This window comes from Alloalcanivorax sp. (assembly GCF_964221125.1).
GTDB classification, from domain to species: domain Bacteria; phylum Pseudomonadota; class Gammaproteobacteria; order Pseudomonadales; family Alcanivoracaceae; genus Alloalcanivorax; species Alloalcanivorax venustensis.
Genome location: NZ_CAXPXK010000016.1, coordinates 15,227 through 28,773, shown reverse-complemented (window position 1 = coordinate 28,773; position 13,547 = coordinate 15,227). Strand labels below are relative to the sequence as shown.

Sequence of the window (13,547 nt, the reverse complement as noted above, 5' to 3'; positions counted from 1 at the left end):
CCTTCGCCGGATTCCAGCGCGGCGTGGTCCAGGAAGGCGCTGAGCGGATCCTCCTCGCCCTCTTCGTCACCGAACTGGCGGGTGGCGGAGACCAGCTCGCGCAGGTTGTCCAGGCGCTGCTGGGCTTTTTCGCCCTTGTCCTGGCCGTGGTAATCCAGCAGGCCGCTGGCGGCGATCACGTGTTCGGTGGTTTCCGCCAGCCCTAACCCTTCGGTTTCCTCGGCCAGCTTGTCCACCAGCTTGAGGAAGGCGAGCAAGGCATTGCCGGCGCGGGCGGTGAGCAGCCGCTCGTTGATCAGCGCCGCCGCCGCGTCCCACAGCGGCACGCCGCGCTGGCGGGCCAGATCGCGGAGGATCTCCAGGGTCTTGGCGCCGATGCCCCGGGTGGGGGTGTTGACCACCCGCTCGAAGGCGGCGTCCGCCCGGCGGTTGTTGAGCAGGCGCAGGTAGGCCAGGGCGTTCTTGATCTCGGCGCGCTCGAAGAAGCGCTGGCCGCCGTAGATGCGGTACGGAATACCGGCCTGCAGAAAGGCCTCCTCCAGCACCCGGGACTGGGCGTTGGAGCGGTACAGCACCGCCATTTCCCGGCGCGCCATGCCCTGCTGGCCCAGGCTTTCCACCTTGCCGGCGATAAAGCGCGCTTCGTCCACCTCGTTGAACCCGGCGTACAGGCGGATCGGCTCGCCGTCGCCGCCGTCGGTCCACAGCTCCTTGCCGAGCCGGTCACTGTTGACGCTGATCACCGCATTGGCGGCGTTCAGAATGGTGCCGGTGGAGCGGTAGTTCTGCTCCAGGCGCACGGTACGGGTGTCGGGGAAGTCACGGCTGAACTTGTGGATGTTCTCGATCTTGGCGCCGCGCCAGCCGTAGATGGACTGGTCGTCGTCGCCGACGATGGTGGCGGCGTTGTCGTCGTTGGTGAGCAGCCGCAGCCAGGCGTACTGAATGGCGTTGGTGTCCTGGAACTCGTCCACCAGAATGTGCCGGAAGCGGCGCTGATAGTGCCCGCGCAGCGCATCGTTATCGCGGAACAACTCCAGCACGCGCAGCAGCATCTCGTTGAAATCCACCAGACCGCCCCGGGCGCAGGCTTCCTCGTAGGCCAGATAGATTTTCTGCATGGTCTGCAGAAACAGGTCGCCGCCGGCCACGTCCATATGCGCGGCGCGCAGGCCCTCGTCCTTCTGGCCGTTGATGAACCAGGTGGCCTGGCGCGCCGGCCAGCGCTGTTCGTCCAGCCCCAACTCGCGGATCACCCGCTTGATCAGGCGCTGCTGATCGTCGGCGTCGATGATCTCGAAGTTCTGCGGCAGGCCCGCTTCCTGCCAGTGCTGGCGCAGCAGGCGGTGGGCGATGCCGTGGAAGGTGCCCACCCACATGCCGCCGGCGGGCATGTCGAGCAGCTGCTCGATGCGGCCGCGCATTTCCGCCGCCGCCTTGTTGGTGAATGTCACGGCGAGAATACCGAACGGCGACGCCTGTTCGGTGGCGATCTGCCAGGCGATACGGTGCACCAGCACCCGGGTCTTGCCCGAGCCGGCACCGGCCAGCACCAGCAGGTGCCGGTCTTCGGCGGTCACCGCGTCGCGCTGAGCCGGGTTAAGGCCTTCAATAAGGGAAGTCACATCATCCATGGCGGCGGAGTTTACCAGAACCGCCGCTTTGGCGCGGCAGGTTGTGACGCAGCCCCGGTGATCCGGTTTCCTTTCGCGGTGGGGCTGGGTAAACTGCCAAAGAAAAAGCCGGGCGTCACTTATGCCTACGGGTTCCCGAGCCATACGCGGGAGCGACTTACTCACCGGCGCCCAAGGCTCCGAGCCTGGAATCTTTATCCGTGTCGACAGCATTCGAGTCACAACCAAGCAAGCAGCAGCAGGCCGTGACCCGCGCTCAATGCCAGCATCTCCTTTCCGGGATCAAAGGCATGAACGTGCTGGAAGGCCTGGCGGTGATCGCGGCGACCTGGGCTTACTGGGACTCGCCGGTGCCGCGCGCCACCTTGCTGGTGTGGGCACTGGCGGTCACCACGCTGATTCTTGCCCGGGTGAGCTGGCTGCTGTTGAGCCGGCCGCTGCGCAACGGCGACCGCGCCGATCTGCGCAAGGTGTCGGTGAGCGTGCTGGCCACCGCGGTGGCGATGGGCATCGGCGGCTTTCTGTTCAACCCCACAGACACCCTGCTCTCCGAGTCGATGCTCTACGCGCAGCTGACCATGAGCAGCCTGGGCACCGGCCTGAGCATCCTGGCGCTGTCGGCGTACAGCAGCCATTTGCCCACCGTGCTCATGTATCAGATTTGCCTGCTGGCGCCGTCGTGCGTGCAGCTGCTGCTGGCCAACGACAACGAGCCCGCCCTGGCGGCCATGCTGGTCGCCACCGGCGCCTTTCTGTTCGTCGCCGCCCGCCGTATCAATATGACCACGCACCAGGCCCTGGATCTGCAGATCAGCAACACCGCGTTGATCGACTATCTGGACCGGGCGCGGGCCAACGCCGAAGCGCTCAATGAAAAACTGGCCGACGAAATCATGGAACGCAAGGAGGCGCGCCGGCGCCTGCAGGAAGCCAACGACCGGCTGGAGTCCATGGTCAGCGACCGCACCCGCGCCCTGGAGCAGGCCAACCGGGAATTAAGCGCCACCGGCGAGCGCCTGCAACTGGCGCTGGACGCCAGCAACATCGGGCTGTGGGACTGGAATCTGGTCACCGGCACCAATTACCACACCAACTTCGACCGGCTGCTGGGCTACGAAAGCGAGTATTTCCGTAACTTCTTCGGCGACCTGCAGCAACTGGTCCACCCGGACGATTTCCCCGCCATCCGCCGCGCCATGATCGCCCACTTCAAGGGCGAGACCGACCGTTACCACGCCATCTACCGGCTGCGCCACGCCGAGGGCCCCTGGTGCTGGATCGAGGACGAAGGCCGGGTGGTGGACTGGAACGACAAGGGCCGCGCCCTGCGCATGATCGGCACCCGCCGGGACATCACCGCCACCCGCGAAGCCCAGGAACAGCAGCGGCTGGCGGCGACGGTGTTCGAGAACGCCCCGGAAGGCATCTTCATTCTGAACCGCAACTTCCAATTCCTGGCGGTGAACGCCCGCTTCGAGCAGATCACCGGCTACCCGGAGCAGGACGTGCTCGGCCGCACCATCGCCGACACCGACCACATCGACCGCAACCGCAGCACTTACCGCGCGATCACCCTGGCGCTGCGCCGCACCGGGTTCTGGGAAGGCGAGATCAACGAACGGCGGCGCAACGGCGAGCCCTTCCCGGAATGGCTGCAGATCAGCAGCGTGCTGGACGAGAAACAACGGGTGATCCGCTATGTGGGGATGCTGTCCGATCTGACGTCGCGCAAGGAAGCCGAGGAGCGGGTGCAGTTTCTCTCCAACTACGACCGCCTCACCGGCCTGCCCAACCGGGCGCTGTTCCGCGAACGTCTGCAGCGGGCGCTGACCCTGGCGCGGCTGAACCGGGAAAAAGCGGCGCTGCTGATGATCGACCTGGACCGCTTTAAACCGATCAACGAAAGCCTCGGCCATGAAATCGGCGACCGCCTGCTCAAGCTGGCCGCGGAGCGCATCTGCCGGTGCGGCGTCAACGATGAAAACCTGGCCCGGGTGGGCGGCGACGAATTCACCCTGGTGCTGGAAAACTGCGGCGCCGAGGCGCAGATCGGCGTGCTCTGCCAGAAACTGATCAACATGATGAAAAAGCCGTTCCTGATCGACGGCCATGAACTGCTGCTGGGCGCCAGCATCGGCATCAGCGTGTTCCCCAACCCGGGCCAGGAAGCCCAGTCGATGATCAACCAGGCGGAAATGGCGGTGCACCAGGCGAAACGCAGCGGCGGCAATAATTTCCAGTTCTACCGTACCGGCATGCAGATGGCGTCGGTGGAACAGCTGGCGCTGGAGACCAGCCTGCGCAAGGCGATCTTCAAGAACGAATTCGTGGTCCACTACCAGCCCAAGATGGACCTGGCGGACAGCCGCATTTCATCGGTGGAAGCGCTGGTGCGCTGGCAGCACCCGACCATGGGCCTGCTGGCGCCGTCCGAGTTCATTCCGCTGGCGGAAGAATCCGGCCTGATTTCGGCGATCGGCGAGCTGGTGCTGGAGCGCGCCTGCCGTCAGGCGCGGCAGTGGCTGGACCGGGGGCTGGGCGATATCCGCGTGTCGGTGAACCTGTCCGCCCATCAGTTCCGCAAAGGCAACCTGGCGGACGTGGTGGACCGCATCCTGGCGCTCACCGGCCTGCCGGCGGAACTGCTGGAACTGGAGCTCACAGAGAGCCTGATCATGGAAGACATGGACCAGAACATCGCCCTGCTGGAGCGGCTGCGCGCCCGCGGCGTGGGCCTGTCCCTGGACGACTTCGGCACCGGTTACTCATCGCTTAATTATTTGAAGCGGTTCCCGGTGGATACGCTCAAAATCGACCGCACCTTCATCACCGATCTGGCGGACAACCCGGACGACGCGGCCATCACCCGGGCCATCATCGAGATGGCGCACAGCCTGACCATGAGCGTGGTGGCGGAAGGGGTGGAAACCGACCAGCACCTGAACATCCTGCGCGAAATGGGCTGCGACAGCATTCAGGGTTACCTGATCAGCCGGCCGGTGCCGGAGGATCAACTGCACGACATCCTGGCGCTGCAGCAACAGGGCCAGGCCGGGGACGGCCCCGCCTAGCCGCCTTTGGCGGCGATACAGGATTCAGGATACAGGGTGAAAGTTTACCGCTGTGCCCTCTCCTGAATCCTGCACCCTGTATCCTGTATCGCCGCTGTAAGCGGCTATTGGTCGAGAATCGCCAGGGTCTCCGGCTTCTCGAAAAACGGCGCCAGATGACGGCGCAGCCAGGCGTCCAGCAGGCCACGCTCGCGCAGCAGCCGCAGCACCGGCGGCGCGAAACGGTGGGCGTCATCGAGCAGGTCGTCGCGGGCGATGCCCACTTCGTCAATCAGGTCGCGCAGGGTGGTGTCGCCGTACTTTTCGAAGAAGGCATTGATGCCGGTGTCCAGCATGGTGGCGAAGTAATCGCTGTGCCGGAACTCCCGCCAGAAGTCATAGCCGATCACGAACAGTTCCTGGATGTCCTCGCTGCTGAGCAGCTCGCGCAACTCGGTCACCGGGCGCTCGGCGAAGTCCTGCCAGGCCACCAGCACCAGTTCGCGCAGCTCGCCCAGGTTATCGTCGCTGTACAGCCAGGGGTCGGACAGCAGCGCCTCGGTGCGCTCCAGCAGCCACTCCTGCAGACGCATTTCCAGGCTGGCCCGCCAGCGCGGCGGCAACCGCCGCCCCACCAGGCCCCGCAGGCTTTCCGGGATGCCCTGGTGCAGCCAGGTCTTGAGGCCCAGATGGGCGCCGCCGGCCAGCAGCGCCAGCAACACCGGGTTGCTGCTCAGCCAGCCCACGCCCCGCCGGGACAGCGGGATCTCCAGCACCTTGTCGACCAGCGCCGCCACGGTGCTCTCGTCCACCAGCTCGCCGACCCGGCGCTCTCCCTGGATACCGTGGTTATAGAGACGGTCCACCATCTCGCCCACCAGCTCCGGAATGCCGCCGCCCAGCTCCATCTGCACCGCGTATTTGCGCACCGTGACGCCGATCTGCTCGGCGGTCACCGCTTCATTCAGGCGCACCGTGTCGGCCTGAGCCAGCAGGGCGTCAAGCTCCTGTTCCAGCCAGTCGTCCACGCGGTCCGGGTCCAGGGACTCGCTGAGATGGGCGATCAGCGCCTCAAGTAAACGATTTGCCTTTTCTTGTTTATTTGCCGTCACGACATGCCTTCCTTAACCAAGGGCCACTTGCCCACTGCGCGGGCGAATGTATCATCGTTCAATGTAACAATCATCAGAGGTACTTAACCATGGCGATCAACATACTGCCCACCCGCCGGAACCTGCGCTTCAAGCTGAACCCCAGCAAAGCGCTGACCTGGCACCAGGATGGGCGCAACATGAGCCAGTTTCTCAATACCCTGAGCCTGTTTTTCCCGGTTGGCGAACGCTTCTTCATCGACAGCGTGCGCCAGTATCGCGATGTCGTCCAGGACCCGGAACTGAAGAAGGCGGTGACCGCCTTTATCGGCCAGGAAGCCATGCACGGCCGCGAGCACGAAGAGTACAACGGCTTCGTCAACGACGCGGGCGTGCCCATCGAAGCCCAGGAACGGCTGGTGGATGAACTGCTCAAAGCGGTTCAGAAGTACACCCCGGCCTCGTTCCAACTGGCCAACACCGTGGCCCTGGAGCACCTTACCGCGATTCTCGCCGACGGGCTGCTCAGCCTGCCGGAAATCATGGAGGGCTCCGACGAGGGCTACCGCGCCATCTGGAACTGGCACGCCCTGGAAGAGACCGAGCATAAAGCGGTGGCGTTCGATGTCTACCGCCTAGCGGTGGGCGGCGACGACAAGGCCGGCGCCTATGCCCTGCGCAGCTTGTCGTTGGTGTTCTCCACCAGTGTGTTCTTCGCCCTGGTCGTGCCTTTCTACCTGCACAACGTGCGCGTCAGCGGTGGCCTGTCCGACCTTAAGGGCTGGCGCGCGGTGCTGCGCCACAGCGTCGGCAAGAAAGGCATTTTCCGCCACAGCGCCAAGGCGTGGCTGGACTGGTTCAAGCCCGGCTTCCACCCCTGGGACCACGACAACCGTGAGTTCCTGGAACAGTTCGATGAGCTGGTGGCCCACGCTCTGGATGAGGCGGCCTGACCGCCTCGTACCCCTCTGACTTCCCGGATCGCGACGCGATCATTCCTCAAGCCGGCTCCCCGCCGGCTTTTTTTTGCGCCGTTCTCCAGGGGTGGGCTCTTTGGATGTTCGGTGCTCCGAATCCGGGACGCGGTGCAATGGTGGTGCCTTCCGGGACCGCTCAAGCCATCCCTGGCCGCTGTTAGTTTGGCCCTCCCTGGCCAAACAGCTCCCTCCAGGCACCACCATTGCCCCGCTCACTTGGCAGCGTCACCGCCACGGGTCAGATCCACCCTCTCAGAGAAAGAGCCAGGCCTTTGAATTTTCCAAGGAGCGCCGGGATCGGGTGGGCCCGCTCCCACAGCCCGCTCGCACAAGAGCGGGTTACTCGGAGCGGTCGGAGGACGTGCCGTCCTTTTGGGTGTCCACCACACGCTCGTCGCCGAGCATGCGCACGTTGGCCGGCGGCGCGTTGCCGTCCCGGTCCTCGCCGAAGTACAGCGTGGTGTGCGGGAACGGAATCTCGATGCCGGCCTTGTCGAAGTAGATCTTCACCAGACGGTTGTAGGCGCGGCCCACCGCCCACTGGTTGCCCGGGGTGGTCTTGATCACCACGCGGATGTTCACCGAGCTGTCGGCCAGGGCGGTGACGCCGGCCACCGTCATCGGCGCCAGGATGTTGTCCTTGTGCGGCCCTTCCTTGAGCTCCTCGAAGGCGGCTTCCAGCTGGACGATGGCATCGTCGATGCTCTCGCGGTAGCCGATGCCGTATTCGCCCACGTGGTTGCCGTATTCGCGGGTGAAGTTGGACACCGCGTCCACCGAGGAGAACGGCACGATGTGGTAGGTGCCGTACAGATCACGCAGCGCCACGGAACGGATGCCGACGCGCTCCACGGTGCCGGAGTTGCTGCCGGCGGTGACGAAGTCGCCGGTGTTCATGGCGTTTTCCAGCTGAATGAACACCCCGGTGATCACGTCCTGGACCAGCTTCTGGGCACCGAAACCGATGGCCAGGCCGAGCACACCGGCGCCGGCGATCAGCGGGCCGATATTGATGCCGATTTCCGCCAGCACGATCATCAGCGTCATGATGATGATGGCGATGGCCAGGGTGGTGTGGAACAGGCCCATCAGGGTGTTGGCGCGGGCCACGGTGGCCGGGTCGGCGTCCTCGGCCGGGGTCAGCTTGTGCTCCAGCAGGCTGGCGATGCCGATCCAGACCGCCGCGGCGACGGCCAGGATCACCAGAATATGGATCACCACGCCGACGGTCTGGGCGCCGGCGGCGGTGGCGTACCAGGCGGCCAGGTCGTACACCTCCCAGGCGTCCAGGGAGAGAATCACCACCAGCGCCAGGATCAGCGCACGGATCACCTTGAGGCCGGTGGGCACATAGGTGTTCACCCGCGCCTGCAGGCGCGGCAGCTTTTCGTTAACGCGGTCGGAAAGCTGGATTTCCTTGCCGATCATCTGCGTCAGCACCACCGACACCAGCAGGCCGACGCCGACGTAGATCAGCGTTTCCAGGGTCGCCATGGCGACGTAGGGCAGCGCCGTTTCCGGGTTGATCACGGTGACCGCGAACACCATCAGCGCATAGGCCAGCGCGGCCAGGTGCCAGAGGCGGGCGCTGACGCCCAGGGCGAGCCGGCCGGGGCCGGTGGTCGCCTCGGCTTTATCGAGCAGCCGGTCACGGATCACGGTGCGTTTCTTGAGGATCACCGCCACCGCATAGAGCAGCGCCAGCAGCATCACCAGGGTGCCCACGGCGGTGCCCAGCACCGGAGACATATGGAAATTCAGAATCGGCACCAGCACCAGCATGCCGTAGCCGATAAAGCCGGTCAGATTGGCCAGGAAACGGTTGGCGTAGCGGGCCTGGCCGGCGCCCACCGGGATCAGCCGCAGGCCTTCATAGCCGGAGGAGAACATCATCCGCAGGGCGGCCTTGACCAGCTCCACCACCAGGAAGGCGTTCAGGAACAGCGCCAGGCGGGTGGCGTCGGCGTTCACTTCGTTGACCAGCAGGGAGGACACAAAGCCGCCGGCCACATAGGCCAGCGCCACCACGATCACGTCCACCAGGGCGGCCACCGCCACGGCGACGATGGTGCGCAGCATGGCGAACTTTTCCGAGCCGCGCTGGGCCCAGGCACTGAACGACCGGAAAGCCGGCGAGGCGATGGCGCGCAGCACCAGGAACACCACGAAGGTGGCGATCACCAGAATCGCCAGATTGACCGCCGCGGCGCCCACTTCCTGCAGGTTCACCTCACTGGCCACGGCGTCGTCGGCCTGCGCTTGGCCGGCGCCCACCAGGCCGCCCACGGCGGCCCCGAGCGCCGCGAACTGCTCGCCCATGTTGGCGGCCAGATTCCCGGTGGTGGCGGCCATGCGGCGGGCGAACGACACCTCTTCGGGCTGTTGGTCGCTGGGGGACTCCGCGGCGATCTGTTCCGCGGGGACCGTGCCTTCCTCGTCAACGCTGGCGCGGGCGGCCTGCAGGGCCCGCAGCTCCTCGATCAACGCGTTGCGCGAGGCGTCGTCTTCGATCAGGTCCGCCAGGGTGCCGTAGGCGGGATCGCTGTCCGCGCCCGCCTCCTGGGCCAAAGACGGTGCCGCCAGCAGCAGCATGACCAGGGATAACAGGCCGGCTAGGGCCGTGGACGTGAGACGGTGTAAAGGCACGCTCTCCTCCTTTTGAATCAGTGCGCAGGGCCACCGTACGCTAAAGGGTCGCACGGCATTAATGCGTGAAGACTACGACAAGACGGCGCTCGATTCGACGGCGCCGGCGGGGTTATAACAAGAAATCAACGAGATTGACCCAAACTACGCGGCAAACCGGTCAGGCGGGCCAACGGCGTGGTTTGACTGTTACATCAAACGGTGTAAACGTTCTTCCCAAAGTGGATTCGACGAGAGACAGACGCATGGAACAGTGGCATCACCGTACCGTGATTCGGGACGGCATCAACCTGGCGACCCGGCGGCGGGGCAACCCGGACGGCCCGGCGGTGCTGTTCGTCCACGGCTACCCGGATAACGGCGACGTCTGGGACGCGGTGGCCGAAGCCCTCGGCGACGACTACCACCTGATCACCTATGACGTGCGCGGCGCCGGCGCCTCGTCCTCGCCGCGCGGCCGCCAGGCCTACCGCCTGGAAGAACTGCGCGACGATCTGTTCGCGGTGATCGATGCCCTGAGCCCGGGCCGGCCGGTGCACCTGGTGGGCCACGACTGGGGCTCGATCCAGGCCTGGGAAGCGGTCACCGAACCGGGGGCGGAAAAGCGCATCGCCTCCTACACCAGCCTGTCCGGGCCCTGCCTGGACCATGTCGGGCACAGCATGCGCGGCACCGGCACCGCCGATCTGACGGCCAGCCTGCGGCAGCTGGCGAAGAGCTGGTACATCGGCGCTTTTCATATTCCTGCTCTGGCGCCGATGGCCTGGAAGCTGGGCCTCGGTGACGCCTGGCCCGACCTGTTGCGGCGCACCGAAGGCCTCAGTGCGCCGGTCAGCGCCACCCAGACCCGGGACGGCGCCCAGGGCGTGGCGCTCTACCGGGCCAACATGCTGCCGCGCCTGCTGCACCCCCGGGAGCGGCGCACCACGGTGCCGGTGCAGCTGCTGGTGGCGCGCCGCGACCGCTATGTGGGCCCGGCGCTGCTGGACAGCGTGCCGCCCTGGACCGGCCAGTTGTGGCGCCGGGAGCTGAACACCGGCCACTGGGGCCCGTTGCTGGGCCACGCACCGCTGACCGCCCGCTATCTAAAAGCCTTTATCGAGCATATTGAAGGGGCGCCGGCGGACGCGGCCCTGCAGCGGGCCCGGGTGACCGCCGCCGACGGACCGGACAGCGGCAAGCTGGTGGTGATCACCGGCGCCGGTTCCGGCATCGGCGAGCAAACGGCGCTGGCGTTCGGCGCCCGGGGCGCCACCGTGCTGTGCACCGACATTGATCCGGATTCCGCCGCGCGCACCGCGGGCAAAATCCAGGACGCCGGCGGCCAGGCCCTGAGCCGCAAGACCGACGTCGGCAACAGCCGCTCCATGGAGGCGCTGGCGCGCTACGTGGACAAGGAGCTGGGCGCCCCGGACGTGGTCGTCAATAACGCCGGCATCGGCCTGGCCGGCCCGCTGCTGGACACCACCGTACAGGACTGGAAGCAGGTGCTGGACGTGAACCTGTGGGGTGTGATCCACGGCTGCCGGCTGTTCGCCCGGCAGATGGTGGACCAGGCCAAGAGCGGCCATATCGTCAACGTCTCTTCGGCGTCCGCCTATCTGCCGTCCCGGGCGCTGCCGGCCTACGCCACCAGCAAATCCGCGGTGCTGATGCTCACCGAGTGCCTGCGCGCGGAACTGGCGGACCAGGGCATCGGTGTGTCGGCGATCTGCCCCGGCATCATTGATACACCGATCACCGGCCGGGCCCGCTTCGTCGGTGTCGACGACGACGAGCAGAGCCGCCGCCGCGACGCCGCCCAACGGCTTTACCACAAGCGCGGCTTCACCGCCGACCGGGTGGCCCGCGCCATCGTCGACGCGGTGCAGGGCAACCGCGCCGAAGTGCCGGTGAGCGTGGAGGCCAGCGGCATGCGTCTGATCGGCCGCTGGGCACCGGGCCTGGCGCGCCGCCTGGCCCGCCTGGACGTGGCGCCATGACGATGGCGTCCCGGATGCATGGCACCGGGCCGGCAACCGGTCTATCATCGCGCTCATGAGTTCTTCACGGAAATCCCCGGCGGCGATTCTACGCCGCCTCAAGCAAAGCGCGCCCGACGGTAAAGGCGAACTTCCGGAGCTGGAAAAGCGCCAGGAGTTCACCATCGACCAGCTGGCCCGCGAAGCCGGCTCCACGGTGCGCAACGTGCGCGCCTACCAGGACCGGGGCCTGCTGCCGCCGCCGGAAAAGCGCGGCCGCACCGGCATTTACACCGATGTGCATCTGGCCCGCCTGAAGATCATCGGCGCGCTGCTGGAGCGCGGCTACACGCTCAACAACATCCGCGATCTGCTCAGCGCCTGGGAACAGGGCCGCGACCTGAACGACATTCTCGGCCTGGAGGTGGCGGTGACCTCCTGGCAGAACCCGGAGGTTCCCTCCTACAAGGACTATCAGGACCTGATCGACGATTTCGGCGAGGACATCACCCCGGAGGTGATGACCAAGGCGGTGTCGCTGGGCTATATGATCCCCGAAGGCATGCGCCTGCGCGTGCCCTACCCGCGCATCTACAACGCCGGCAAGGAGCTGGTGGAAAACGGTGTGCCCTTGGACGCGGTGCTCACCCATGTGCGGCTGGTGCGCCAGGAAGTGGACAAGCTCGCCGAACGCTTTATCGACATGATCGTCGAGCACCTGGTGGACGAGAAGTACGGGCCCAACAGCCTGCCCGAAGGCGAGGACGTGGCGCGCTTGGCGGAATTCATCACCCGCATCCGCCCGCTCGCCGAGGCGGTGGTCAACGACGAGTTGGGCCGGGTGCTGGAGAAGAGCATCAACAAGGTGCTGGTGGACCGGCTGGAGAACGTGCTGGCGCATTTGGAAAAGCACCACTAGAACGAACACCCACCCTCTCTGGAATCCCGCCAGCAAGCTTTGCTTGCCTTTCGCGGGCGGGGCCCGCTCCCACCGGGCCCGCGGTCAGGAGTATTGAGCGATCACCCGGTCGCGGATCGAGGGCTTGATGTTGGCCCGGCTCATGTCGCCGTCGTAGTGCGCCACCACGCGGTGGTCCATCACCCGGAACCACAGCGGCGGTATCCACGCCAGCAGGATCATCGAGGCGTAGCCGCCGGGCAGCTGCGGTGATTCGTCGAAGTGCCGCAGGGCCTGGTAGCTGCGCGTCGGGTAGGCGTGGTGGTCGGAGTGGCGCTGCAGCTGATACAGAAAGATGTTGGTGACCCGGCGGTTGGAGTTCCAGGAGTGCTCCGGCCGGCACCGTTCGTAGCGTCCGTTTTCCTTCTTCTGCCGCAGCAGGCCGTAGTGCTCCAGGTAGTTCACCACCTCCAGCAACTGGAAACCGAACAGGCTCTGGATAATCAGGAACGGCAGCACCGCCCAGCCCAGCCAGACGATCAGCGCGCCCCATAACAGCACCGACAGGCCCCAGGCCTGCAGGTTGTCGTTGCGCCAGTGCCACACCGATTTGCCCTGGCGCTCCAGGCGCTGCTTTTCCAGGTGCCAGGCGGATTTCAGGCTGCCCAGCACGGTGCGCGGCAGAAACTCCCAGAAGGTTTCCCCGAAGCGGGACGAGGCCGGGTCCTCCGGCGTGGACACCCGCACATGATGGCCGCGGTTGTGCTCGACGAAGAAGTGCCCGTAGAACACCGGCGCCAGCGCCAGTTTGGCCAGCCACTTCTCCAGGCGGTCGTTCTTGTGGCCCAGCTCGTGGCCGGTATTGATGGCGATGCCGGTGGCGCAGCCGGTGGAGATCGCCAGCCCCAGGTAGCTGTACCAGGGCAGGGCCCAGGTGCCGGCCACCCAGGCGGCGTAGACGAAAGCGCCGTACAGCATCGGCACCGAGATATAGACCGCATAGCGGTAATAGCGGTCATTCTCCAGCTCGCTGACCCGGTCTTCCGGCGGGTTGGCGGTTTCCTCGCCGAGGATCACGTCGAACAGGGGAATCACCCCGAACACGAACAGAAACCCGAACCACCACATCACCGGCCAGCCGGTGAGCTGGACCATCTGCACCGCGCCCACCGGCAACAGCATGGTGAGGGTGCTCAGTAACCACCAATAACGGCGGGTGTCCCGCCATTCCGTATTCATCGCCGCCGTATTCATGTTGTTATCCTCCTGGCCGGCCTCTGGTTATTTCAT

8 protein-coding genes are annotated in these 13,547 nt (G+C 65.9%); 4 read left to right on the top strand and 4 right to left on the bottom strand.

The annotated features are described in order from the left end of the window. Positions 1-1,634 (bottom strand): UvrD-helicase domain-containing protein (locus ACEQZD_RS02075; protein WP_370183680.1); only part of this gene is annotated, 1,634 nt, incomplete at its 3' end. A 290-nt stretch (positions 1,635-1,924) separates the two neighbouring features. Between ACEQZD_RS02075 and ACEQZD_RS02070 the strand changes: the two genes are divergently transcribed. Continuing rightward, positions 1,925-4,705, top strand: a complete 2,781-nt coding sequence (locus ACEQZD_RS02070; RefSeq protein WP_142947703.1) for a GGDEF domain-containing phosphodiesterase — start codon at positions 1,925-1,927, stop codon at positions 4,703-4,705. Between the two features lie 104 nt (positions 4,706-4,809). On the opposite strand, the gene ACEQZD_RS02065 is transcribed toward ACEQZD_RS02070, so the two are convergent. Beyond that, the gene (locus ACEQZD_RS02065) at positions 4,810-5,796 is read right to left on the bottom strand and encodes a hypothetical protein (protein ID WP_370183677.1); all 987 of its coding nucleotides are present in this window, start codon (positions 5,794-5,796) and stop codon (positions 4,810-4,812) included. Between the two features lie 89 nt (positions 5,797-5,885). Here ACEQZD_RS02065 and ACEQZD_RS02060 point away from each other — a divergent pair, with 89 nt between their 5' ends. After that, positions 5,886-6,728, top strand: coding sequence for a metal-dependent hydrolase (locus ACEQZD_RS02060; protein WP_370183675.1), 843 nt, complete (start codon positions 5,886-5,888; stop codon positions 6,726-6,728). Positions 6,729-7,091: 363 nt separating this feature from the next. Here the strand turns inward: ACEQZD_RS02060 and ACEQZD_RS02055 are convergent, their stop codons facing one another. Beyond that, positions 7,092-9,398: a mechanosensitive ion channel domain-containing protein gene (locus ACEQZD_RS02055; protein WP_370183673.1), complete on the bottom strand. Its 2,307-nt coding sequence runs from the start codon at positions 9,396-9,398 to the stop codon at positions 7,092-7,094. A 245-nt stretch (positions 9,399-9,643) separates the two neighbouring features. On the opposite strand from ACEQZD_RS02055, the gene ACEQZD_RS02050 reads away from it, so the two are divergent. Both ACEQZD_RS02050 and ACEQZD_RS02045 read left to right on the top strand, forming a co-directional pair. After that, entirely contained in the window at positions 9,644-11,380 is a 1,737-nt protein-coding gene (locus ACEQZD_RS02050) for an SDR family oxidoreductase (RefSeq protein WP_370183671.1), read from the top strand. 55 nt (positions 11,381-11,435) lie between these two features. Further along, positions 11,436-12,278 (top strand): MerR family transcriptional regulator, encoded by an 843-nt coding sequence (locus ACEQZD_RS02045; protein ID WP_067609793.1) that lies wholly within the window; start codon positions 11,436-11,438, stop codon positions 12,276-12,278. An 84-nt stretch (positions 12,279-12,362) separates the two neighbouring features. Here ACEQZD_RS02045 and ACEQZD_RS02040 read toward each other — a convergent pair whose 3' ends face one another. Continuing rightward, positions 12,363-13,511, bottom strand: a complete 1,149-nt coding sequence (locus ACEQZD_RS02040) for an alkane 1-monooxygenase (protein WP_370183670.1) — start codon at positions 13,509-13,511, stop codon at positions 12,363-12,365. Positions 13,512-13,547: the final 36 nt, after the last annotated feature.

Excerpts from the sequence above, each read along its gene's own strand:
- ACEQZD_RS02045 (WP_067609793.1), top strand. The coding sequence starts at position 11,436 with ATGAGTTCTTCACGGAAATCCCCGGCGGCGATTCTACGCCGCCTCAAG.
- ACEQZD_RS02060 (WP_370183675.1), top strand. The coding sequence starts at position 5,886 with ATGGCGATCAACATACTGCCCACCCGCCGGAACCTGCGCTTCAAGCTG.
- ACEQZD_RS02070 (WP_142947703.1), top strand. The coding sequence starts at position 1,925 with ATGAACGTGCTGGAAGGCCTGGCGGTGATCGCGGCGACCTGGGCTTAC.
- ACEQZD_RS02040 (WP_370183670.1), bottom strand. The coding sequence starts at position 13,511 with ATGAATACGGCGGCGATGAATACGGAATGGCGGGACACCCGCCGTTAT.
- ACEQZD_RS02050 (WP_370183671.1), top strand. The coding sequence starts at position 9,644 with ATGGAACAGTGGCATCACCGTACCGTGATTCGGGACGGCATCAACCTG.